The organism is Streptomyces sp. NPDC048415, from assembly GCF_040651675.1.
Taxonomy (GTDB): Bacteria; Actinomycetota; Actinomycetes; order Streptomycetales; family Streptomycetaceae; genus Streptomyces.
Map to the genome: position 1 here is coordinate 1 of NZ_JBEZKJ010000116.1, position 23,213 is coordinate 23,213.

16 protein-coding genes and 1 pseudogene are annotated in these 23,213 nt (G+C 69.8%); 6 read left to right on the forward strand and 11 right to left on the reverse strand.

Annotation, left to right across the window (positions count from 1 at the left end):
- Positions 1-92: 92 nt before the first annotated feature.
- The 8 genes and pseudogenes from AB0D27_RS40005 to AB0D27_RS40040 all read right to left on the reverse strand — a co-directional run.
- Positions 93-806, reverse strand: a pseudogene (locus AB0D27_RS40005) (ABC transporter ATP-binding protein); the annotation flags it as partial.
- Positions 803-1,675: an ABC transporter ATP-binding protein gene (locus AB0D27_RS40010; protein ID WP_362519049.1), complete on the reverse strand. Its 873-nt coding sequence runs from the start codon at positions 1,673-1,675 to the stop codon at positions 803-805. The pseudogene AB0D27_RS40005 and the gene AB0D27_RS40010, both read right to left, overlap by 4 nt.
- Before the next feature lie 5 nt (positions 1,676-1,680).
- The gene (locus tag AB0D27_RS40015) at positions 1,681-3,465 is read right to left on the reverse strand and encodes a branched-chain amino acid ABC transporter permease (protein WP_362519091.1); all 1,785 of its coding nucleotides are present in this window, start codon (positions 3,463-3,465) and stop codon (positions 1,681-1,683) included.
- Between the two features lie 5 nt (positions 3,466-3,470).
- Entirely contained in the window at positions 3,471-4,403 is a 933-nt protein-coding gene (locus AB0D27_RS40020; protein ID WP_362519051.1) for a branched-chain amino acid ABC transporter permease, read from the reverse strand.
- Positions 4,404-4,513: 110 nt separating this feature from the next.
- On the reverse strand, positions 4,514-5,734 hold the full coding sequence (locus tag AB0D27_RS40025; protein ID WP_362519053.1) for a branched-chain amino acid ABC transporter substrate-binding protein: 1,221 nt from the start codon (positions 5,732-5,734) through the stop codon (positions 4,514-4,516).
- A 394-nt stretch (positions 5,735-6,128) separates the two neighbouring features.
- Complete coding sequence (locus tag AB0D27_RS40030) at positions 6,129-6,791, reverse strand: hypothetical protein (protein ID WP_362519056.1); 663 nt, start codon at positions 6,789-6,791, stop codon at positions 6,129-6,131.
- 167 nt (positions 6,792-6,958) lie between these two features.
- On the reverse strand, positions 6,959-7,420 hold the full coding sequence (locus tag AB0D27_RS40035; RefSeq protein ID WP_362519059.1) for a hotdog fold thioesterase: 462 nt from the start codon (positions 7,418-7,420) through the stop codon (positions 6,959-6,961).
- Between the two features lie 73 nt (positions 7,421-7,493).
- On the reverse strand, positions 7,494-9,773 hold the full coding sequence (locus tag AB0D27_RS40040) for an FdhF/YdeP family oxidoreductase (protein ID WP_362519062.1): 2,280 nt from the start codon (positions 9,771-9,773) through the stop codon (positions 7,494-7,496).
- A 122-nt stretch (positions 9,774-9,895) separates the two neighbouring features.
- On the opposite strand from AB0D27_RS40040, the gene polA reads away from it, so the two are divergent.
- Together polA and AB0D27_RS40050 are read left to right on the forward strand one after the other, a co-directional pair.
- The gene (gene polA, locus AB0D27_RS40045) at positions 9,896-12,622 is read left to right on the forward strand and encodes a DNA polymerase I (protein ID WP_362519065.1); all 2,727 of its coding nucleotides are present in this window, start codon (positions 9,896-9,898) and stop codon (positions 12,620-12,622) included.
- Positions 12,623-12,856: 234 nt separating this feature from the next.
- Entirely contained in the window at positions 12,857-13,840 is a 984-nt protein-coding gene (locus AB0D27_RS40050; RefSeq protein WP_362519068.1) for a serine hydrolase, read from the forward strand.
- Here the strand turns inward: AB0D27_RS40050 and AB0D27_RS40055 are convergent.
- Complete coding sequence (locus AB0D27_RS40055; protein WP_362519071.1) at positions 13,761-14,615, reverse strand: DUF4184 family protein; 855 nt, start codon at positions 14,613-14,615, stop codon at positions 13,761-13,763. The two genes, AB0D27_RS40050 and AB0D27_RS40055, sit on opposite strands and share 80 nt — an antisense overlap.
- Positions 14,616-14,837: 222 nt before the next feature.
- On the opposite strand from AB0D27_RS40055, the gene AB0D27_RS40060 reads away from it, so the two are divergent.
- From AB0D27_RS40060 to AB0D27_RS40070, 3 genes are all read left to right on the forward strand, one after another.
- Entirely contained in the window at positions 14,838-16,535 is a 1,698-nt protein-coding gene (locus tag AB0D27_RS40060) for a lytic murein transglycosylase (protein WP_362519074.1), read from the forward strand.
- A 143-nt stretch (positions 16,536-16,678) separates the two neighbouring features.
- A complete protein-coding gene (locus tag AB0D27_RS40065; protein WP_362519077.1) occupies positions 16,679-16,813 on the forward strand; it encodes an SPW_0924 family protein in 135 nt (44 codons plus the stop codon).
- A 21-nt stretch (positions 16,814-16,834) separates the two neighbouring features.
- Entirely contained in the window at positions 16,835-17,827 is a 993-nt protein-coding gene (locus tag AB0D27_RS40070) for a DUF3068 domain-containing protein (protein ID WP_362519080.1), read from the forward strand.
- Here AB0D27_RS40070 and hrpB read toward each other — a convergent pair.
- Both hrpB and AB0D27_RS40080 read right to left on the reverse strand, forming a co-directional pair.
- Positions 17,817-20,375: an ATP-dependent helicase HrpB gene (hrpB, locus tag AB0D27_RS40075; RefSeq protein WP_362519083.1), complete on the reverse strand. Its 2,559-nt coding sequence runs from the start codon at positions 20,373-20,375 to the stop codon at positions 17,817-17,819. The genes AB0D27_RS40070 and hrpB overlap by 11 nt on opposite strands.
- A gap of 90 nt (positions 20,376-20,465) precedes the next feature.
- Positions 20,466-21,326, reverse strand: coding sequence for a class I SAM-dependent methyltransferase (locus AB0D27_RS40080; RefSeq protein ID WP_362519086.1), 861 nt, complete (start codon positions 21,324-21,326; stop codon positions 20,466-20,468).
- Between the two features lie 318 nt (positions 21,327-21,644).
- Between AB0D27_RS40080 and rpsA the strand changes: the two genes are divergently transcribed.
- The gene (gene rpsA, locus AB0D27_RS40085) at positions 21,645-23,147 is read left to right on the forward strand and encodes a 30S ribosomal protein S1 (protein WP_362519089.1); all 1,503 of its coding nucleotides are present in this window, start codon (positions 21,645-21,647) and stop codon (positions 23,145-23,147) included.
- The last annotated feature ends 66 nt before the right edge of the window (positions 23,148-23,213 follow it).

The following is a 23,213-nucleotide window of genomic DNA, read 5'->3' on the forward strand; positions in this document are numbered from 1 at the left end:
TGGCGGTGACCAGCTGGCCGTTGTCCAGGTGGTGCCCGTACATGTCCTTCGCGCTGCCCAGGATGATCGGGTTGAGCACGATGATGTAGGCCATCCTCGCCGAGGTATGCCTTGCGTACGGATTCGTCGTGCAGCAGGTCCTGTCCGGTGCCGGAGAGGACGATGTTGCCGACCTCCATGACGTGTCCTTGGTCGGCGAGGGAGAGCGCGGCTTGGGCGTTCTGCTCGACGAGGAGGATGGTCGTGCCGGTGGATTTGAGCTCGGCGATGGTGGACATGATCTTCTGCATCATGATCGGTGAGAGGCCCATGGAGGGTTCGTCGAGCATGAGCAGTTTGGGCTGGGACATCAACGCGCGGCCCATGGCGAGCATTTGCTGCTCGCCGCCGGACAGGGTGCCCGCGGCTTGCTTGCGGCGCTCGCCCAGGATGGGGAAGAGGTCGTATGCGCGCTGGATGTCTTTTTCGATGCCGGCCTTGTCGGAGCGCAGGAATGCTCCGAGTTGGAGGTTTTCGGCGATGGTGAGGCGGGGGAAGATGTGTCGGCCTTCGGGGGAGTGGGCGAGGCCGAGGGCGACGATTTTGTGGGCGGGGACGCTGGTGAGGGGTTTGCCGTCGAAGAGGATGCGGCCTGCGCTGGGCTTGAGGAGTCCGGAGAGGGTGCGCAGGGTGGTGGTTTTGCCGGCGCCGTTGGTGCCGATGAGGGTGACGATCTGGCCGGCTTCGACGGTGAAGGAGATGCCCTTGACGGCTTCGATCTTGCCGTAGGCGACCTTGAGGTCTTCGACCTCCAGCAGTGCGGTCACTGGGCGGTTCCTTCCTTGCTGGTGGTGCTTTGCGCGCCGTTGGCCTCGGCGGCTTCGACTTCGGCGGCTTCGTCGTCGCCGGGGGCGCCTTCGAAGGGGGTGCCGAGGTAGGCGGCGATGACGCGTTCGTCGCCCTGGACGACTTCCGAGGTGCCTTCGACGAGTTTTTCGCCTTGGACGAGGCAGGCGACGCGGTCGGAGAGGTTGAAGATGAAGCGCATGTCGTGCTCGATGACGAGGACGGCGATGCCTCGGTCGCGGATGGCGAAGACGAGGTCTTCGGTGGCTCGTGTTTCTTGGGGGTTCATGCCGGCTGTGGGCTCGTCCAGGAGCAGCAGTCCGGGCTCGCTCGCCATGGCGCGGGCGATTTCGAGCTTGCGCTGTTCGCCGTAGGGGAGGTTGCGGGAGAGGTGGTCGGCCTTGTGGTCGAGGCCGATGAACTCGAGCAGTTCCATGGCGCGTTCGCGGGATGTGGCTTCTGCCTTGCGGAAGCCGGGGCCGCGGAGGAGGGCGGACCAGAGGCCTTCCTTGGTCCGGGTGTGGCGGCCTACGAGGACGTTTTCCAGGACGGTCATGTTGGCGAAGAGCCGGATGTTCTGGAAGGTGCGGGCGATGCCTGCGCTGGTGACCAGGTGGGGCTTCGGGGGCAGCACCGTGCCCTTGTACGACACCTTGCCTTCTGTCGGGACGTACAGGCCCGTCAGGCAGTTGAAGAAGGTGGTTTTGCCGGCGCCGTTGGGTCCGATGAGGCCGACGATCTCGCCGGTGTTGACGGTGAGGTCGACGCTGCGTACGGCGGTGAGGCCGCCGAAGCGCATGGTGACGCCGGTGGCTTCGAGGACGGGGCTGGGGGCTGTGGTGGTGGTCATGTGGGTCACGCCCCTGCCTTGGTGACGCCGACGGTGGAGTCGGGCAGGCCTTGTTCGGGGATGTCTAGTTGGCCGGTCTCGTGGAATTCGAGCTGGCGGCGGCGGTTGGCGATGATGCCTTCGGGGCGGAAGCGCATGAGGATCACCAGCGCGATGCCGAATGCCAGGAGTTGGTACTCCTTGAGGAAGTTGAGCTTTTCCGGGAGGAGGTAGAGCAGCGTGGCACCGAGGATGGGTCCGTTCACTGTGCCCATGCCGCCGAGGACGACCGCGGCGAGCAGGAAGGCGGAGTTCGGGGGTACGGAGCCGGCGAACTGGTACGGGGCCGGGTTGACGCTGTAGCCGACGTGGGCGGAGACGGTACCCGCGAGGCCTGCCAGTGAGGCGCCGAGCGCGAAGGCGATGAGCTTGACGCGGAAGCCGTTGATGCCCATGGCGGTGGCGGCGGTCTCGTCTTCGCGGATGGCGATCCAGGAGCGGCCGATGCGGGAGTCGGCGGCGCGGTTGAACACGATGACGACGATCCCGGTGATGATCAGCATCAGGAGGAAGTAGTTCGCGAATCGGCCGAGGGTGACTCCGCCGATGTCGTGGGTGCTTCCGAAGTTGAACCCGAAGATCTTGAGGTCCGGGATCATGGAGATGCCGTTGGGGCCGTTGGTGAGGTTGGGTCCGGAGGAGCCGTCGAGGTTGTTGACGGAGATGCGGAAGATCTCTCCGAAGCCGAGGGTGACGATGGCGAGGTAGTCGCCGCGCAGTCGCAGGGTGGGGGCGCCGATGAGGACGCCGAAGACGAGCGATGCGGCCATGCCGGTGAGCATGGCGGCCCAGAAGGGGAACTGGACGCCGGAGAAGCGGGAGAACTCGGAGCCGGAGACGAGGGCCGCGGCGTAGGCGCCGACGCCGAGGAAGGCGACGTATCCGAGGTCGAGGAGTCCGGTGAGGCCGACGACGATGTTGAGGCCGAGGGCGACGGTGCCGACTACGAGGATGTTCACGCCGAGGTTGGCGTTGTGTTCGTTGTTCTCGACGAAGGGGAAGATCGCCGCGGCGAGGAATGCCATGGAGGTGGCGAATCCCTTGTGGCGGGCGTTGAGTGCGGCGAAGCGGTCGAAGAGTCCGGCGGCGAGCAGGGCCCAGGTGCCGAAGATGACGAGGAGCAGGTAGCCGAGGAACGTTTCGCTTGCGTCGGGGTCGACGCCGATGCCGTAGGTGAAGACGATGAGGGCGACGGCGGTGGCGGCGGTGATGACGAGGCGTTCGCCCCAGGCGGGGAGCTTGATCGCGGTGGGGAGGCGCTCGGGCTTGGTGACGTAGTCCTTGAAGGTGTCGCCGGGCCTGGGGAGAGCGAGGGTGCCGAGGAGGGCGATCAGGGAGCCGATGGCGGCGATGTAGGCGCCGGGGTCGAGGGCGACGAGGCCCTTGAGGTCGACGGCGATGGCGATGGCGCTGAACCAGCTGACGGCGAACGCGGAGGTGGCGGCGAGGACGACGGGCTGGGTGGCGCCCGCCGGGTTGAGCCAGCGCAGTCCGCGGATGTCGAGGAGGGTGAGCGCGAAGAGGAGGGTCAGGATGCCGGCGACGAGGTCGAGGATCTGGAGTCCGGCCGGGGAGCCGTAGTAGGTGAGGTCCCCGGGGAAGTCGGACGTGTAGGTCCAGGACATGAAGGTGCTGGCGATGGTGGCGATCGCGCCGATGGCGATGAGGGCGCGGGCGGCGCTTTGGGGGAGTGCGATGAGGCCGCGCGGGGTTTCGGCGGGGGCCGCGGTGGTCTTCTCGGTGGTTGCCATGGTGCTCACGCCCTGTCCGCGACGCGTTCGCCGACTAGGCCTTGTGGCCTGAACAGCAGTACGAGGATGAGGAGTACGAAGGCCCAGACGGAGGACCAGCCGCCGCCGCCGAGCTGCTGCATGCCGGGGATGCCGTCGATGTAGCTGGTGGCCATGGTTTCGGCGAGGCCGAGGACGAGGCCGCCGATCATGGCGCCGTAGATGTTGCCGATGCCGCCGAGGACGGCCGCGGTGAAGGCTTTGAGGCCCATCTGGAAGCCCATGTCGTATTTCACCGTGCCGTAGCGCAGGCCGTAGGCGACGGCTGCGACGGCGGCGAAGAAGCCGCCGATGGCGAAGGCGATGACGATGATGCGGTTGGTGTCGATGCCCATGAGCTGGGCGGTGTCCGGGTCCTGCGCGGTGGCCTGCATGGCGCGGCCGGTGCGGGAGAGGCGGACGAAGAAGGCGAGGGCGGCCATGCAGATCGGGGCGGCGATGATGACGAAGACGGAGCCGCTCTGGATGCTGACGGAGCCGATGTGCCAGGGACCGAAGGGGAGTTGCGGGAATGTGAGGTCGGTCTTGGCGTTCGGGTACCGGTTGAACACGATCTGCTGGAGTGCGAGGGAGAGGCCGATGGCGGTGATGAGGGGTGCGAGGCGTGGTGCTCCGCGCAGTGGGCGGTAGGCGAAGCGTTCGGCCCCGACGGCGATGAGGACGGAGACGAGTCCGCCGCCTATGAGCATCGCTGGGAGGGCTATCCACATGGATGTGCCGTTGGGCAGGACGTACAGGTAGACCGTGAGTGCGCCGAAGCCTCCGGTCATGAAGATTTCGCCGTGGGCGAAGTTGATGAGCTGGACGATGCCGTACACCATCGTGTAGCCGATGGCGATCAGCCCGTACATCGAGCCGAGGAACAGCCCGTTGGCCAGCTGCTGCGGCAGGGTGTTCACCGCATGGCCTCCATGTGGTGGGGAGTGTTGAGCAGGGCGTATGAAGCGGGCCGCGCGGTGACGGGTGGTCTGGCCGCGCGGCCCTTTGGTGGTGCTAGCGGCGGAAGGGATCAGCCGTTGAACGTGCCGCTCTTGACGGCCTTCCACTTGCCGTTGACGACCTGGTAGACGGTGAGCTGCTTGTTGGTGGTGTCGCCGTACTCGTCGAAGGAGACGGGTCCGGCGATGCCGTCGAACTTCGTCTTCTGGACCTCGTCGACGATCTTGGCGCGGGCGCCGTCGGGGATCTTGCCGTCCTTCACGACGTTGCCGATGGCCTTGATGATGGCCGTGGCGGCGTCGTAGGAGTAGCCGCCGTAGGTGCCGTAGTCGCCCTTGAGGCCGGAGGCCTTGTACTTCTTGATGAAGTCGGCGGCGGAGGGCAGGGAGTCGACGGGCTGGCCGACGGAGGTGACGAGGTCGCCTGCGGAGGTCTTGCCGGCGGTGGAGATGTAGGTCGGGGTGAACATGCCGTCACCGCCGAACAGCGGGATCTTGGCTCCGCCGTCCTTGAGCTGCTTGGTGAGCTTCTCGGACTCGTCGTACTGGCCGCCGTAGTACACCAGGTCGGCCTTCGAGTTCTTGATCTTGGTGACCAGGGCCGAGAAGTCCGTGTCGCCGACGTTGACGTGGTCCTCGCCCGCGACCTTGCCGCCGGACTTGGTGAAGCCGGCCTTGAAGAGCTTGGCGAGGCCGGCGCCGTAGGTCTGCTTGTCGTCGACGACGAAGACCTTGCGCTTCTTCAGCGTGTTGTACGCGTAGTCGGCCGCGAAGCCGCCCTGGAGGGCGTCGGTGGTGGCGGTGCGGAAGTACGTCTTGAAGGGACGCGACTTCGAGGTCTGCCAGTTCTTGCCCTGGGTGAGTTCGGGCGCGGTGTTGGACGGCGAGATCTCGACCAGGTTGGCGGTGGCGAAGACCTGCTGCATCTGGGTGGCGACGCCGGAGTTCAGCGGGCCGACCACGCCGAGGACCTTGTCGTTCTGGACGAGCTGGGTGGCGTTCTGCTGGCCGCTGGCCGGGATCGCCTTGTCGTCGAGGGCCTGGACCTTGAACGTCACGCCGGGCACGGTGTTGTTCTTGTTGGCGTCGTTGACGGCGATCTGTACGCCGCCCTGGATGCCGAGGCCGGTGGCGGAGTTCTGACCGGTCAGCGGCGCGTCCACGCCGATGATGATCTCGGTCTTCTTGCTGCCCTTGCTGTCTCCGCCACTGTCGCGCGAGCCGCAAGCGGTCAGCGTGAGTGCTCCCGTGGTGAGCACGGAGGTAAGGATGACCAAAGAACGGTGTCGCACGTTAAGTCCTCTCCCTGGCGCGGCACCCCAGGGTGGGGGCCGTGTGTCTCGCCGGGCCGTACTGGGTGGTGCAGGCCGTGCAGCAGACGCGCCCGGCGGCGCGGTGACTGGCCGTGACTATAAGCGCAGGTAGGGGGAGGGGGGAGGAGCGTGGGGAAGGCTGTGACGCTCTTGTTATGCGGGGGCTGTCTTGGCGGGCGTGGGGTGGACGGCTGGAACATTTCGGGACGCTGTTCGGGTGTGACGGCGTGTTCGCATGCTGAGAACGCCCTGTTCCGGTTCGTGGGGCGGGTAGCGGCCGTGGTTGCGGCGGTGGTGTGGGGCGATGTGCGTGGCGCGCCGCGGCGGGGGCGGTGCCCTGGCATTGCTTCATTACGGCAGAGGTAACCGACTGTTACCTCCGTGTGAGGTCTGCCGGGTGTCCTCGCGGGGGTGAAGTGGGCGCGGGGGAGGCGGGTTCGGGGGAGCAGAGGGAGCGCAGGTCGGTCCACAGGTCGTGCGGGTATGCGCCGCCGAAGAGAAAGCTTTGCTGCTGCTGTGCGGTCTTGTTGCTGATGAGCAGGTCGAGGTGGGGGAGGTCGAGGGCGGGCGGCAGGGCGGCGCACTTGTATACGGAGATGCGTACGGTGATCAGGCGCGGTGATCCGGCCCTCACTGTCAGTGGCAGTGGGGGTGTGGTGGTGGCGCCCAACGCGGGTAGTCCGGGGCCGACTTGGCGGACGGTGACGGGGCTGCCGCGGGCGACGTCGACCTCGAAGCGGAAGGTGGCGGGGGCGGGTCCCCGTCCTTCGTAGTGGAGGGTGGTGACGCTCGCGGGCCACGGGTACGGGTTCGGGGTGGCCTGGGTGACCGGGGTGGGGCGCAGGGCGAAGAAGGCGCTGGTGGCGGCCGCGGTGAGGGTGAGGGCCTTCAGCAGGCGGCGCCGGGAGCGGGGGAGTGCGGCCCAACGGGCTTCGGCATGCGTGGAGTTCGACCACAGCAGATCGGGCGCGGGGTTGTGGTGGGGGCCGTCGGTCTCATCGGGGTGGTACGGCTCGACGGGCCCGATGCCGGTCATGCTTCACGCTATGCCGGAGGGCCGGGCTCCGACAATGGGGCCGGAGGCTGGGGAGTTGACGTGCGTGCTCCCGGGGCGGTCGGAGTCCGTGCCCCCATGGTCGGCCAGAGTGCGCGCCCCCGGGTCGGCCGAGAGGCCGCGTCCCGGGGGCCAGGAGTCCGTGCGTGTCAGCCGGTCGGCGCGTCCTTGAGAATGCAGGTCAGTCGGGCGCTGCAGACGCGCTTGCCGGCCTCGTCGGTGATGGCGATCTCGTACGTCGCCGAGGAGCGCCCCCGGTGGACGGGGGTGGCGACGCCGGTGACCAGGCCGGAGCGCACTCCGCGGTGATGGGTGCAGTTCAGGTCGACGCCCACGGCGATCTTGGAGCTGCCGCCGTGGAGCATGGCGCCGACGGAGCCGATGGTTTCGGCGAGGACGGCGGAGGCGCCTCCGTGCAGGAGGCCGTAGGGCTGGGTGTTGCCCTCGACCGGCATGGTGCCCACGACGCGGTCCGCGGAGGCTTCGATGATCTGCACGCCCATGCGGGTGCCGAGGTGGCCCGCGGAGAACAGGGCGGGCAGGTCGACGCCGAACGAGGCGTACTCGTCGATGACCTCTTGCGGGAACTTCACGGTGTGCTGCTCGCCCATCGGGCCCGACTCCGTTCGTCGTGGATCGCTTCGCCATGGGCTGCGCCATGGCTCACTCGTGCTGAGCAAACGCTCAGTCGGTTGCCGATTGTTCCAGACGTACGACGACGGACTTGCTGGCAGGGGTGTTGCTGGTGTCGGCGGTGGCGTCCAGCGGGACGAGGACGTTGGTCTCCGGGTAGTAGGCGGCCGCGCAGCCCCGGGCGGTCGGGTAGTGCACGACGCGGAAGCCGGGCGCGCGCCGCTCGACGCTGTCCTTCCACTCGCTGATCAGGTCCACGTACGAGCCGTCCGCGAGCTTCAGCTCCCGGGCGTCCTCGGCGTTCACGAGCACCACCCGGCGGCCGTTCTTGATGCCGCGGTAGCGGTCGTCCAGGCCGTAGATGGTGGTGTTGTACTGGTCGTGCGAGCGCAGGGTCTGCAGGAGCAGGCGGCCCTTCGGCAGCTCGGGGTACTCGACGGGCGCGGCGGTGAAGTTGGCCTTGCCGGTGGCCGTCGGGAAGCGGCGCTCGTCGCGCGGGGCGTGCGGGAGCGCGAAGCCCGCGGGGTTGCCCACGCGCGCGTTGAAGTCCTCGAAACCGGGGATCACGCGCGCGATGCGGTCGCGGATGGTCGCGTAGTCCTTCTCGAACTCCTCCCAGGGAGTGCGGGATTCGTGGCCGAGGACGCGGCGGGCGAGGCGGCACACGATGGCCGGCTCGGACAGCAGCTGCGGGCTCGCGGGCTCCAGGCGGCCCCGTGAGGCGTGCACCATGCCCATGGAGTCCTCGACGGTCACGAACTGCTCCCCGCTGCCCTGCAGGTCGCGCTCGGTGCGGCCGAGGGTCGGCAGGATGAGGGCACGCGTGCCCGTGACCACGTGCGAGCGGTTCAGCTTCGTCGACACGTGCACGGTCAGGCGGGCCCGGCGCATGGCCGCCTCCGTGACCTCCGTGTCGGGGGACGCCGAGACGAAGTTGCCGCCCATCGCGAAGAAGACCTTCGCCTCGCCGTCGCGCAGCGCCCGGATGGCCCGTACGACGTCATAGCCGTGCTCGCGGGGCGGGGCGAACCCGAACTCCTTCTCCAGGGCGTCGAGGAAGGAGGGGGCGGGCCGCTCGAAGATGCCCATCGTGCGGTCGCCCTGCACGTTCGAGTGGCCGCGCACCGGGCACACGCCCGCGCCGGGGCGGCCGATGTTGCCGCGCAGCAGCAGGAAGTTGACGACCTCGCGGATGGTCGGGACGGCGTGCTTGTGCTGGGTGAGGCCCATCGCCCAGCACACGATGGTGCGCTTGGAGGCGAGGACCATGCGCAGGGCCTCGTCGATGCTGTCGCGGGTCAGGCCGGTCGCGGTGAGCGTCTCGTCCCAGTCGGCGGCGCGGGCGGCCGCGGCGAACTCCTCGTACCCATGGGTGTGTGCGCCGATGAACTCCTCGTCGACCGCGCCCTGCGTGTCGAGGATCAGCTTGTTCAGGAGGCGGAAGAGGGCCTGGTCGCCGCCGAGGCGGATCTGCAGGAACAGGTCGGTGAGCGCGGCGCCCTTGAGCATGCCCTGAGGGGTCTGCGGGTTCTTGAAGCGCTCGAGGCCCGCCTCGGGCAGCGGGTTGACCGTGATGATCTTCGCGCCGTTCGCCTTGGCCTTCTCCAGGGCCGACAGCATGCGCGGGTGGTTCGTGCCGGGGTTCTGCCCGGCGACGATGATCAGGTCCGCCTTGTAGAGGTCGTCGAGCAGGACGCTGCCCTTGCCGACGCCGATGGTCTCGGAGAGCGCGGAACCCGATGACTCATGGCACATGTTCGAGCAGTCCGGCAGGTTGTTCGTGCCCAGCTCGCGGGCGAACAGCTGATAGAGGAACGCGGCCTCGTTGCCTGTGCGCCCCGAGGTGTAGAAGAGGGCCTCGTCGGGGGAGCCGAGGCTTTTCAGGTCCTCGGCGATGATGTCGAAGGCGCGCTCCCAGGTGACCGGCTCGTAGTGGTCGGCGCCCTCGGGGAGGTACATGGGGTGGGTGAGGCGGCCCTGCTGGCCCAGCCAGTAGCCGCTGCGGGTGGCGAGGTCGCTCACCGGGTGCGCGGCGAAGAAGTCCGGGGTGACCCGGCGCAGGGTGGCCTCCTCGGCGACCGCCTTCGCGCCGTTCTCACAGAACTCCGCCGTGTGCCGGTGCTCCGGCTCGGGCCAGGCGCAGCCCGGGCAGTCGAAGCCGTCCTTCTGATTGACGCGCAGGAGGGTGAGCGCGGTGCGGCGCACGCCCATCTGCTGCTGCGCGATGCGCAGGGTGTGCCCGATGGCGGGCAGCCCGGCCGCAGCGTGCTTCGGCTCGGCGACCTGCGGTGCGTCCTGAACCGGATCGCTCTTGGGCGGCTTGCTGGCCATCAGTGGACCCCTTCGCATGCACGTGTGAAGTACATCTCCGATCCTCGCACGCGCCGCTGACAACGACTCTGGCCGGTCCGGGGAGGTCCGGACTGTCAGTGGGCCGTGGCAGGATCGGGGGCGTGGCAGAAACAGCATCGAAGAAGACCGAGACGAACCCTGGCAGCGGCCGCCCGCGCCTCATGCTCATGGACGGGCACTCGCTGGCGTACCGGGCGTTCTTCGCGCTGCCCGCGGAGAATTTCACCACCGCGACCGGCCAGCCGACGAACGCGATCTATGGTTTCGCGTCGATGCTGGCGAACACGCTGCGCGACGAGGCGCCCACGCACTTCGCGGTGGCCTTCGACGTCTCGCGCAAAACGTGGCGCTCCGAGGAGTTCACCGAGTACAAGGCGAACAGGTCGAAGACCCCGGACGAGTTCAAGGGGCAGGTCGAGCTGATCGGCGAGCTGCTCGACGCGATGCACGCGCAGCGCTTCGCGGTCGACGGCTTCGAGGCCGACGACGTCATCGCGACGCTCGCCACGCAGGCCGAGGCCGAGGGCTTCGACGTGCTGATCGTCACCGGTGACCGCGACTCCTTCCAGCTGGTCTCCGACCACACGACGGTGCTGTATCCGACGAAGGGCGTCTCGGAGCTGACCCGGTTCACACCGGAGAAGGTCTTCGAGAAGTACGGGCTGACGCCGGCGCAGTACCCCGACTTCGCGGCGCTGCGCGGCGACCCGTCCGACAACCTGCCGGGCATCCCCGGTGTCGGTGAGAAGACCGCCGCGAAGTGGATCAACCAGTTCGGTTCGTTCGCGGACCTGGTCGAGCGCGTCGAAGAGGTCAAGGGCAAGGCCGGACAGAATCTCCGCGACCACCTGGAGGCTGTGAAGCTCAACCGCCGCCTCACCGAGCTGGAGCGGAACGTCGAGCTGCCCAGGACGGTCGCCGACCTGGAGCGCGGGGCGTACGACCGCAAGGCCGTCGCGATGGTCCTGGACACCCTGGAGATCAGGAACCCCTCGCTGCGCGAGCGGCTCTTCGGCGTCGACCCGGGCGCCGAGGAGGCCGAAGAGGCCCGCCCGGTCGTCGAGGGCGTCGAGCTGGACGGGGTGGTGCTGGGCGCGGGCGAGCTGAAGCCGTGGCTCGCCGAGCACGGCAAGGCGGTCCTGGGCGTGGCCACGGTCGACGCGTGGGCGCTGGGCGCGGGGGCGGTCGCCGAGGTCGCGCTCGCCACCGCCGACGGCTCCGCCGCGTGGTTCGACCCGTCGCAGCTGGACGAGGCCGACGAGAACGCGTTCGCGAAGTGGCTCGCCGACCCCAAGAAGCCCAAGGTCATGCACAACGCCAAGGGCGCCATGCGGGTCTTCGCCGAGCACGGCTGGAGCATCGAGGGCGTGTCCATGGACACCGCGCTCGCCGCCTACCTGACCAAGCCGGGCCGCCGCTCCTTCGCGCTGGACACGCTGTCCCTGGAGTACCTCGGCCGGGAACTGGGGCCCGCCGCGGCGGCCGACGGACAGCTCGCCTTCGGCACGGACGAGCAGGCCGAGGCGGACGCCCTGATGGTGCAGGCCCGCACGATCCTCGACCTGGGCGTGGCGTTCGGCGAGAAGCTGAAGGAGGTCGGCGCCGCCGATCTGCTGCGCGACATGGAACTGCCCACGTCCAACCTGCTGGCCCGCATGGAGCGGCACGGCATCGCGGCGGACAGGGTCCATCTCGAAGCCATGGAGCAGATGTTCGCCGGCGCCGTGCAGCAGGCGGTGAAAGAGGCGCACGCGGCCGTCGGGCACGAATTCAACCTCGGCTCGCCCAAGCAACTCCAGGAAGTCCTCTTCGGTGAGCTGGCCCTGCCCAAGACGAAGAAGACGAAAACGGGCTACACGACGGACGCGGACGCCCTGGCATGGCTCGCGGCGCAGACGGACAACGAACTGCCCGTGATCATGCTCCGCCACCGCGAGCAGGCGAAGCTGCGCTCCACGGTCGAGGGCCTGATCAAGACGATCGCGGCGGACGGCCGCATCCACACGACGTTCAACCAGACGGTGGCGGCGACGGGCCGGCTCTCCTCCACGGACCCCAACCTGCAGAACATCCCGGTGCGTACGGACGAGGGGCGCGCGATCCGCCGCGGCTTCGTGGTCGGCGAGGGCTTCGAGTCCCTCATGACCGCGGACTACAGCCAGATCGAGCTGCGGGTGATGGCCCACCTGTCGCAGGACGAGGGCCTACTCGAGGCGTTCACGTCCGGCGAGGACCTGCACACCACCGTCGCCTCCCAGGTGTTCTCCGTGGAGCGGTCCGCGGTCGACGCCGAGATGCGACGCAAGATCAAGGCGATGTCATACGGCCTGGCGTACGGGCTGTCGGCCTTCGGCCTCTCCCAGCAGCTGAACATCGAGGCCGGTGAGGCCCGTGCGCTGATGGACACGTACTTCGAGCGCTTCGGAGGCGTACGGGACTATCTGCGCCGGGCGGTCGACGAGGCGCGGGCGACGGGCTACACGGCGACGCTCTTCGGGCGTCGCCGCTACCTGCCGGACCTCAACAGTGACAACCGGCAGCGCCGCGAGGCGGCCGAGCGCATGGCACTCAACGCGCCGATCCAGGGCACGGCCGCGGACATCGTCAAGATCGCCATGCTCCACGTGGACCGGGCGCTGCGCGAGGCGGGCCTCAAGTCCCGCATGCTCCTCCAGGTCCACGACGAAATCGTCCTGGAAATCGCCCCGGGGGAGCGCGCCGACGCCGAAGAACTCCTCCGCCACGAGATGGCGTCCGCCGTTCAGCTCCGGGCTCCCCTGGACGTATCCGTCGGCTCGGGCGAGGACTGGGAGTCGGCGGCGCACTAGCCTCCGGCGGGCTGCGGGCTGCGGGCTGCGGGCTTGTGGGCTGCGGGTTGCGGGCCGTGGACTGCTGCTGCGGGATGCGGGGGCTGGCCCGGTCGCCACGTTGAGGGGCCCGGCACCGCAAGGTGCCGGGCCCCTCAGACGCACGCCCCGGCCCCGTCCCAGCCCGCAGCGGCCGTCACCCGCGTGGCCCCCGCAAAGGCGCCCCCCGCCGAGCGGGGCCGTAAGGATGCGGGCATGGGTATACGCACGCTCCGCTGCCGTACCGCCATAGCCACCGGAGTCGTCTTCGCGGCCACGGCTGTCGTGCCGGTGCTGCTGGCGCCGATACCGGCGGTCGCCGCGGGGGCCGGTACCGCCCAGGTGCCCGCCGCCTGCCGTTCGTCCCGTGACCCCGATCTCGCCGCCCGGATGTCCCGTGACATCCGGGCGGTGCTGTCGTCACGCCGAGGCACCGTCTCCGTGGCGGTGCACGACGACGGCACCGGCCTGACCTGCGCCCTCGCGAGCGAACGGCAGTACGACTCGGCGAGCGTCGCCAAGGTCATGATCATGGAGGGCGCCCTGCGCCGGGCGGAGGAACTCGGGCGCCGGCTCACCGGCTGGGAACTGGCCAACATCCGCCCCATGATCACCAGGTCCGACAACGCCTCCGCCCGGCGCCTGTGGACCGACCTGGGCCATGCCTACCTGGGCGGCATCCTGGCCCGTGTCGGGACGAGCCGCACCGTGCTCGGACCGGACGGCTACTGGGGGCTGACCCGCACCACGGCCGCCGACCAGATGCGGCTGCTGAACGTGCTCACCAACACCCGCTCGTTCCTGAAGACCCGCGCCTATGGCCTGCGGCTGCTCAGCCGGGTCCGCGGCGACCAGCGCTGGGGCGTGCCCTCCGGTATGCCGAGCGGTCTGACGGCCCACCTCAAGAACGGCTGGCTGCCCCGTGCCACACACGGCTGGCGCGTGCACAGCGTCGGCGTGTTCACGGGCACCCACCGCACCTACCGCATCGTCGTCCTGTCGCACGACAACCCGACGATGGCATACGGGGTCCGCACCATCGAGCGCATCGCGCAAGCCGTGCACCGTGGCCTCAAACACGGGCGCGGCCTGTTCCAGAGCCTCACTCCACAGGACGCGATCAGCGAGGAGTCGGACGGCTCGGCTCCGTACGAGCCGCTGCCGGGCTGGGACGAGCCGGAGCAGGACGCCACATCCTGACGCCCACCGCGTACAGCCCGAGACCGAGCACCAGGCCCGCGCCCCCGCCGAAACACACTGTCGGGATCAACTCCCAGAGCTTCGCGCTGGAGCCCCGGTAGTTCCACCAGCGGGAGGCTCGCTGCACCGCGCCCACCAGCGCGCAGCAGCCGATCACGGCACCGGCCGGCCACCGGTCGGCGGCGGACAGCACGGGCACCCCCACGGGTTCGCCGGCGGGCGTCCGGCGCAGCGCGAGCACCACGAAGGCCGCGATCACGACGGCCGCCACCGCCGAACTGCCGTACTGCGCATACCAGAACAGCGGCGAACCGCCGACGTCCCGCCCCAGGGCGGGGACGAGCCGCACCCCCCACCGGTCGTGATGGGTGAACGCGTCCCACACGACATGCGTCAGCGCGCCGAGCGCCGCCGAGACGTACCACCACAGAGCCGTCGACGGCTGCGCACGCCGAAGAGGCACCCCGCAGCGCAGCAGCCGCGCCGGGCGCCCCTGCCGGGCCGGCGGCAGCACCGCCACCAGCGGCTCGCGCAGCACCAGCCAGGCGCCCACGAGCGCCGACGCGACGAGTACGTCGAAGGTGAACACACCGGTGAACGAGTGCGTGAAGGTGCCGAACTCCATCGCCCCGGGCAGCACACTCGCCGCGTAGTAGGTCAGGTCGGGAGCGAAGGAACCGGCCACGAGGACGGCGGGGACCAGTCGGCCGCGACCGCGTCCGTCACCGCGCACGGCGGGCAGCACGGCCGCCGCATGGCTGAGGGTGAAGGGCAAGTCGTCCCCTACGGCTGAAGGTGGACCGGTATGTCCGCCCGGTGATCGCTGACGCCAGTATGCGGGCGGGTGATCGGACATGGCCAACTGGTGAAAACCGGGCACGAACGGGTGCCCGGGCGACATGAGTTGTCGTAGGGTCACCTGGGTCACCGCGCTGGGGAGTGCGGTCGAACAGCAGATATGGCGGACACCTGGTCGTCCACGGGAGGGGTTCACTCAATGGCGGCGCATTTCGGCAGGAGGCTGCGCAAGGGGGCGGCAACCACCGCTGTGGCCGCGGTCGCGGTCGCGGCGCTGTCCGCGTCCCAGGCCCCGGGAGTGACCACCGACAACCACGGCAGACAGACGACCGGCGCCGATGCCACACCGGACGCGAACACCGACGACACCGCCAGCGGCAACTCGCGCTACTACACGGACCTTCCGCCGCTCGACAGCCCCAGCCCGTCGCCGACCGAGGGCCAGACGCCCGTCGTCACGGGCGACGCCGAGGCAGGCATCCCCGCGACCGTCCTCGACGCCTACAAGAAGGCCGAGGCGTCGCTGCGCGAGTCCAAGCCAGGCTGCAACCTGCCCTGGCAACTCCTCGCCGCCATCGGCAAGGTGGAGTCGGGGCAGGCCCGCGGCGGCCGCGTCGACGCGAGCGGCACGACGTACTCGCCGATCCTCGGCCCCAAGCTCGACGGCAACGGCTTCGCGCTGATCGCCGACACCGACAACGGTGCGTACGACGGCGACAGTGCCTACGACCGCGCGGTGGGCCCCATGCAGTTCATCCCCTCCACCTGGGAGTGGGCGGGCCGCGACGGCAACGGCGACGGCAAGAAGGACCCCAACAACGTCTACGACGCGGCGCTCGCCGCCGGCCACTACCTGTGCCGGTTCGACCGTGACCTGTCCGTCCAGTCGCAGATGAACGCCGCGATCCTCGGCTACAACAACTCGTCGGCCTACCTCAACACGGTCCTGTCGTGGCTGGAGTACTACCGCAAGGGCACCCACGAGGTGCCGAACGGCACCGGCACCCTGCCCTCGCACAGCAGCGACGACACCTCCGAGGCGAGCCCCAGCCCCACGCCGCCCTCGCCCTCGACGCCGAGTCCGAAGCCGAGCACCCCGAAGCCGGGCGGCGGTTCGACGAGCCCCAGCCCGGACCCGTCCACGCCGCCGACACCCTCCCCTCCCTCGACGCCTTCGCCGAGCCCGACGCCGCCCACCCCCACCGAGACGGTGGATCACCTGGCGGACGCGGGCACCGGCAAGCTCACCGCGACGGCCGGCGACACCTTCGCCGAGAAGGTCGCCGTGCGGACCGAGACCGAGGCGGACAAGGCCGTGGCGAAGGTCCGGGTCCGGTTCACGATCGTCGGTGACGACACGGACGCCACCTTCACCGGCGGCGAAAAGGTCGCCACGGTGGTCACCGACCGGCTCGGCACGGCCACCGCGCCCGCGCTCGTGGCGGGCGAGAAGACCGGCGACTTCACCGTCCGCGCCACCGTCGTCGGCCGGGTCATGGCCGGACTCGACTACACGGCGAGCGTCACCCCGCGCCAGGCCGACACCCTCACCCGCACCAGCGACACCGCGCTGACCTGCGTACCGGGCGGCGAGTTCGCCGACCAGGTCGAGGTGAAGGCCACCTACAAGGGCGCCGTCGCGGACAAGGTCGCGGCCACCGCGACGCTCATCAAGTCGGCGGACGACGCGACCGAGAACGACAAGGGCCCGTACTTCAAGGACGCGGACGGCAAGACCGTACGCACCCTCACGGACCTCACCACGGACGCCGACGGCGTGCTCAAGCTCCCGAAGCTGTACGCGGACGACACCACCGGCACGTTCCTGCTCCGCATCAACACCACGGGCGGCGCGACGCTGACGGTGGAGCTGAAGGTGGCCGCCGCCACCTCCTAGTCCCTGCGCGCACCGAGGGCGCCCCTCCGCTTCCCGGCGGAGGGGCGCCCTCGTCTGTGTGCAACGTGTTCTCATCTCGCCCCGCCGTTGCTACGGTGCCGGACCTGACGACGTATCAGCTCCTGGCCCTCGGGAGGCCCCGCATGCGTGCCCTCATCGCCGCCGCGACCGGTCTCGCCGTGGCACTCGCCCTGGTGCTGACCATCACGGCCATGGGCTCACCGGCCGGCAAGACCTCACCCAAGCCGCTGCTGACGACCGTGCCCGCACACCCGTAACTCTCAGGGAGGGACGCCGAGATGCGCCGCAAGGCAAGCCTGATCCTGCTCGCCTTCGCCGTGTTCTTCACGGCGCTGTCCCCGCTGCTGCGCTGGTACGCCTTCCCGCGCCTGGCGAAGATCCCCGCCGGCCAGTACCAGGACATGGTCCTGGAGGCGAAGGACGCGACCCTCCTCGACTACGGCACGATGAAGGCGAGGAAGGTACCCAAGGTCACCGTCGTGCAGACTCTCAAGGGCAACGTCGAGGCCTCTGAGAAGATCGAGAAGACCGCGGGCCGCGACGTCGTCGTCTGGGACTCCCTCTCCTACGTCCAGGGTCCCGACGGAAAGATGGTCTCCAAGCTTCCCGAGCGCTACATCTTCGACGCGCACAGCCAGGAACCCGTCCACGCCACGGGCGAATCCGTCGACGGCGACCCCGTCACCCGCGAGGGCATCGAGTTCAAGTGGCCCTTCCGCACGGAGAAGCGGGACTACGAGTACTTCGACGCGCAGACCCGCACCTCCGCCCCGATCCACTACAAGGGCACCCAGAACTTCCGGGGCGTCAAGGTCTACTACTTCGAGCAGACCATCCCCTGGACGAAGGTCAAGCTCCCCAAGATCATGCCGGTCAAGGGCATCACGCCGGAATCGGTCGCCAAGACCGGCACCACCCGCTGGTACACCACAGTTCGCAAGTTCTGGGTGGAACCGGTCACCGGAGCGCCCGTCTACGGCGAGGAGATCCACAAGGAGGAACTCCGCGGCGGCACCCTGCTCGGCGACCGTGACAAGGTCACCGCCTTCGCCGGGGACGTGAAGATGCGCGAGGACTACATCAAGCACACCGTCGACCTGGTCAACTCCAACCGCACGCTGATCCTGCTCATGACCTCGTACCTGCCGTGGGGCTTCCTGCTCCTGGGCGCGGCCCTGCTCGCCCTCTCCCTCTGTCTGGAGGCCCGCAGCCGCCGCCCGGGTGACCCGGCCCCCGCCGAGGCCGCGGAGCCCGAACCGGTCAACGCCTGAGCCGCGCGTTCGTGTGCCGGGTCGGTTCGGCGGTCGCCGGGTCCTCGGGCCACGGGTGCTTGGGATACCGCCCCCGCAGTTCCGCCCGCACGGCCCGGTAGCCGTCCCTCCAGAACGAGGCCAGGTCGGCGGTGACGGCGGCGGGCCGTCCGGCGGGGGAGAGCAGATGCACGAGTACGGGTACGCCGGCCACGCGGGGCGTCTCGGCCAGCCCGAACATCTCCTGCAACTTCACCGCCAGCACCGGCCGTTCAGGGTCGGCGTAGTCGATCCGGACTCTGGACCCGCTCGGCACCTCGATCCGCTCCGGTGCCAGCTCATCGAGGCGGGCCGCGTCTCCCGTCGCCCACGGCAGCAGCCGGGTCAGTGCCTGCCCGGCGTCGATCCGCGCCAGATCGGCGCGCCGCCGGGCACGGCTCAGCTCCGGCTCCAACCACTCCTCCACGCGCGCGTGGAGCGCGTCGTCGGAGACGTCCGGCCAAGGCTCATCCAGGTGGAGACGCAAAAAGGCGAGCCGCCGCCGCAGCACCTCGGAGTCCGTGGACCACCGCAACAGGCCGAGCCCTTCCTCCCGCAACCCCTCAAGAAGCGCCTCGCGTACGAGTACGGGGTCGGCGTCCCTCAGCGGCCGCACCGCCAACTCCACGGCCCCCAGCCGCTCCACGCGCCGCGCGACAACGTCCCCGTCGGCCCAGTGGACCTCGTCGCCCTTGGCACGAAGGTGTGCCGCGGCCCGCCGCGCCGTCTCCTCGTCGATCACGGCCCCGAGCCGCACGCGCGCGTGCCCGGCACCGACCGGCCGGTCCGCGACGGCGACGGCGAGCCAGGGGGCTGTCCGCAGACCCGTACCGTCCCCGAGTTCGGCTCGGGTCCCGGACGCCATGAGAAAGGAGCCGCCTTGAGACCGCGCGACGCGCTCGGGGAACGCGAGGGCGGCTACGAGCCCGGCGATCCGGTCGTCCCCGGCGCTTGCTGACCCACGGTGCTGGGCTTCGACGGTGACCGTTTCCGGGCGAGAGTCACGGGCGAGTGGGTGGGAAAGTCCCGTAGCGGTGGTGCGCAGACGCCGGGACTCCGCTCGCCAGCGGGCCGCGTAGGCATCACCCCCGCGCCGGGCGGCACGCCACACCGCGGCGAGGTCGTCGCCGTACTCCCGCGGCGGCTCCTCGCTCAGCAGGGCGACGACCTCGGCGGCCCGGTCCACCCCGACCTCGGGCGCCGCGTCCAGCAGGGCCCGGGCGAGCCGCGGGTGCAGCCCGAGCCGGGCCATGCGCACGCCCCGCTCCGTCGCGCGCCCCGACGGGTCGACGGCGCCCACGGCGCTCAGCACGGCGCGTGCCGCCGCCATCGCCCCGCCCGGCGGCGGGTCGAGGAGCGCGAGCCCGGACGCGTCCGGATCGCCCCAGCAGGCCGCCTGCAGGGCGAACGCCGTCAGGTCGGCCACCTTGATCTCCGGTGCCGGGAAGCGGGCCAGCCGCGCGTCCTCCGCCTCCGTCCAGCACCGGTACACCGCTCCCGGGGCCTCACGCCCGGCGCGTCCGGCCCGCTGCCGCCCGGCCGCCTGCGAGGCCCGTACGGTCGTCAGCGCGCTCAGCCCGCGTGCGTGGTCCACCCGGGGTTCGCGCGCGAGCCCGGAATCGACCACCACCCGCACCCCGGGAACCGTCAACGACGACTCGGCCACCGACGTCGCCAGGACCACCCGGCGCCGGACACCGGCCGAGAGCACCGCGTCCTGCACGGCCGCCGGGGCCCGTCCGTGCACCTGAAGCACATCGACCTCGCCGAGACCGCCCAGCTGTCCGGCGACCCGCGCGATCTCCCCGACACCCGGCAGGAAGCACAGCACGTCCCCCTCGCGCTCGGCCAGCGCCCGCCGCACCACCGACGCCACATGCGTGAGCAGCGCCGGATCCACCCGCATCCCGTGCGGGGGCCGTACCGGGCGCACGGGCGGGGCCCACACCACCTCGACGGGATACGAGGCACCCTTCGCCTCGACGACCGGCGCGTCACCCAGCAGCCGGGCCCACCCCTCGGCGTCCGTCGTCGCGGACGCGGCCACCAGCCGCAGCTCGGGACGGAGAGCGGCCCGCACGTCCAACAGGAAGGCGGCCACCGTGTCGGCGTCCAGATGCCGCTCATGGCACTCGTCGAGCACGATCACGTCGACGCCCGCCAGCTCCTGGTCCCGCTGCACCCGTTGCAGCAGGACACCGGTCGTGACGACCTCCACGCGCGCGTGGCGTCCGACCACCCGCTCCCCGCGCACGGTGTAGCCGACGCTCTCGCCGACCTTCTCGCCCAGCAGCCACGCCATGCGCCGCGCCGCGGCCCGGGCGGCGATCCGCCGCGGCTCGGCGACCACGACCCGGCGCGCCGGCCGCCCGTCGTCCAGGAGACCGGCGAGCGCCAGCGGCACGAGGGTCGTCTTGCCGGTGCCGGGCGGCGCCACGAGCACCGCGCCGCCACACCCTTCCAGGGCGTCGTTCAGACCGGGCAGGGCGCCGCGCACGGGCAGCGCGTCCAGGGCGTCGTAACGGATCACGCCCCCAGTCTCGTACGAGCGTCAAACCGGTCTCGTACGAGCGTCAAACGGTCTTGTAGGAGAGTCGCAGCCCCTCGTTTCGCCCGTCCGTCAGTCCCGCTCGCACACGAAGATCGCCGTCCCCGGGATGACGTTGCCGCGCAGCGGGGACCAGCCGCCCCACTCCTGGGTGTTCCAGGCGGGCCACTCCGGCTCGACGAGGTCGATCAGGCGGAAGCCGCCGGCCACGACGTCGCGGACGCGGTCGCCGATCGTCCGGTGGTGTTCGACGTACACCGCGTGGCCCTCCTCGTCCTGCTCCACGTACGGAGTGCGGTCGAAGTAGGAGGCGGAGACGGACAGACCCTCGGGGCCCGGCTCGTCCGGGAAGGCCCAGCGGATCGGATGCGTCACCGAGAAGACGAAACGGCCGCCGGGGCGCAGCACCCGGCGCACCTCGCGCAGCACGCGGACCGGGTCGGCGACGAACGGCAGCGCGCCGTACGCCGAGCACGCCAGGTCGAAGGAGGCGTCGGCGAACGGCAGGGCGCCCGCGTCGGCCTCCACCAGAGGCACGCCGCCCCCGATGCGCATCGCGTGCTGGAGCTGGCGGTGGGAGAGATCCAGGGCGACCGGACGCGCTCCCTGTCCGGCGAGCCAGCGCGAACACTGCGCCGCCCCGGCGCCGATCTCCAGGACGTCCTTGCCCTTGAGGCTCTCCGGCGGGCCGAGCAATTCGGCCTCCACCTCGTCGAGCCCCTCGGGGCTCCACACGAAACGGTCGTCTCCGAGGAACGTGCCGTGTTCGATCTGGTACTCGTCCGCGTTCCGGTCCCACCAGCCCCGGTTGGCCCGGGAACTCTCCGTGACGTCCGCGTCACGTCGGGTGGCTTCCGGTTCGAACGGTTCGGGCTCTTGGATGATCGGCTCCCTCGTCGTACTCTTCCGTCCAACCCGTCTCGGGCGTGTCACGGCAGAGGCGTTCTACGGCCCGCGTGGCCTCGTGAGACAGGTCTTGTGCCGGGTATGCGGCGATCCGCCCCGGGTGTGCGCCTTCGCGCATTGACCCTGTCCGGCTGCCCCCGTATGCTACAAGTTGCGCTGCGGGCTTGCGCTCCTCAGACGGAGCAGGCTGCGCTCGCATCTGTATGTATGTCCCCTCGGTTGTCGAGGCGCCCCCGGGTCACCGGTTTCGGCGCTTCCTTGGCTGTCTGGCTTCTGCAGAGCGAAATGGGCTCGCGGCGTAAGCAGTACCTACGACTCACTGTCCGTACCGGAGCCCTTTCCCACATGACGAGCAGCACCGAGACCACCGCCACCACCCCGCAGGTTGCGGTCAACGACATCGGTAACGAGGAAGCCTTCCTCGCCGCGATCGACGAGACGATCAAGTACTTCAACGACGGCGACATCGTCGACGGCGTCATCGTGAAGGTCGACCGGGACGAGGTCCTGCTCGACATCGGTTACAAGACCGAAGGTGTCATCCCGAGCCGCGAGCTCTCGATCAAGCACGACGTCGACCCGAACGAGGTCGTCAAGGTCGGCGACGAGATCGAAGCCCTTGTTCTCCAGAAGGAGGACAAGGAAGGCCGCCTGATCCTCTCGAAGAAGCGCGCCCAGTACGAGCGTGCCTGGGGCACCATCGAGAAGATCAAGGAAGAGGACGGCATCGTCACCGGCACCGTCATCGAGGTCGTCAAGGGTGGTCTCATCCTCGACATCGGCCTCCGTGGCTTCCTGCCGGCTTCCCTCGTCGAGATGCGCCGTGTCCGCGACCTCCAGCCCTACGTGGGCAAGGAGCTCGAGGCCAAGATCATCGAGCTGGACAAGAACCGCAACAACGTGGTCCTGTCCCGCCGTGCCTGGCTGGAGCAGACCCAGTCCGAGGTTCGCCAGACGTTCCTCACCACCCTCCAGAAGGGTCAGGTCCGCTCCGGCGTCGTCTCCTCGATCGTCAACTTCGGTGCCTTCGTGGACCTGGGTGGCGTCGACGGTCTGGTGCACGTCTCCGAGCTCTCCTGGAAGCACATCGACCACCCCTCCGAGGTTGTCGAGGTCGGCCAGGAAGTCACCGTCGAGGTCCTCGACGTCGACATGGACCGCGAGCGCGTCTCCCTGTCGCTCAAGGCGACGCAGGAAGACCCGTGGCAGCAGTTCGCCCGTACGCACCAGATCGGTCAGGTCGTCCCGGGTAAGGTCACCAAGCTCGTTCCGTTCGGTGCGTTCGTCCGCGTGGACGAGGGCATCGAGGGTCTGGTCCACATCTCCGAGCTGGCCGAGCGCCACGTGGAGATCCCGGAGCAGGTCGTCCAGGTCAACGACGAGATCTTCGTCAAGGTCATCGACATCGACCTCGAGCGCCGCCGCATCAGCCTCTCGCTGAAGCAGGCCAACGAGTCCTTCGGTGCCGACCCGGCCTCGGTCGAGTTCGACCCGACGCTGTACGGCATGGCCGCGTCGTACGACGACCAGGGGAACTACATCTACCCCGAGGGCTTCGACCCCGAGACCAACGACTGGCTCGAGGGCTACGAGACCCAGCGCGAGGCCTGGGAGCACCAGTACGCCGAGGCGCAGCAGCGCTTCGAGCAGCACCAGGCTCAGGTCATCAAGTCCCGCGAGGCCGACGCGCAGGCCGAGGCCGAGGGTGCTGCCGCGCCGTCCGCCGGAGCCGGTGCGGGTGTCTCGGGTGGTTCGTACTCCTCGGAGTCGGACGACACCTCCGGCGCCCTGGCGTCGGACGAGGCCCTGGCCGCGCTTCGCGAGAAGCTCGCCGGCGGCCAGAGCTGAACGCTCGCCGCTAGGCACTAGCTGAAAGAAGTGGGCCCGCCCCCCAGAGGGGCGGGGCCCCCACCA

Bases quoted from the DNA above. Each gene is read 5' to 3' on its own strand.
- AB0D27_RS40010 (WP_362519049.1), bottom strand. From the start codon at position 1,675: ATGACCACCACCACAGCCCCCAGCCCCGTCCTCGAAGCCACCGGCGTC.
- AB0D27_RS40015 (WP_362519091.1), bottom strand. From the start codon at position 3,465: ATGGCAACCACCGAGAAGACCACCGCGGCCCCCGCCGAAACCCCGCGC.
- AB0D27_RS40030 (WP_362519056.1), bottom strand. From the start codon at position 6,791: ATGACCGGCATCGGGCCCGTCGAGCCGTACCACCCCGATGAGACCGAC.
- AB0D27_RS40035 (WP_362519059.1), bottom strand. From the start codon at position 7,420: ATGGGCGAGCAGCACACCGTGAAGTTCCCGCAAGAGGTCATCGACGAG.
- AB0D27_RS40040 (WP_362519062.1), bottom strand. From the start codon at position 9,773: ATGGCCAGCAAGCCGCCCAAGAGCGATCCGGTTCAGGACGCACCGCAG.
- AB0D27_RS40050 (WP_362519068.1), top strand. From the start codon at position 12,857: ATGGGTATACGCACGCTCCGCTGCCGTACCGCCATAGCCACCGGAGTC.
- AB0D27_RS40060 (WP_362519074.1), top strand. From the start codon at position 14,838: ATGGCGGCGCATTTCGGCAGGAGGCTGCGCAAGGGGGCGGCAACCACC.
- AB0D27_RS40065 (WP_362519077.1), top strand. From the start codon at position 16,679: ATGCGTGCCCTCATCGCCGCCGCGACCGGTCTCGCCGTGGCACTCGCC.
- AB0D27_RS40070 (WP_362519080.1), top strand. From the start codon at position 16,835: ATGCGCCGCAAGGCAAGCCTGATCCTGCTCGCCTTCGCCGTGTTCTTC.
- rpsA (WP_362519089.1), top strand. From the start codon at position 21,645: ATGACGAGCAGCACCGAGACCACCGCCACCACCCCGCAGGTTGCGGTC.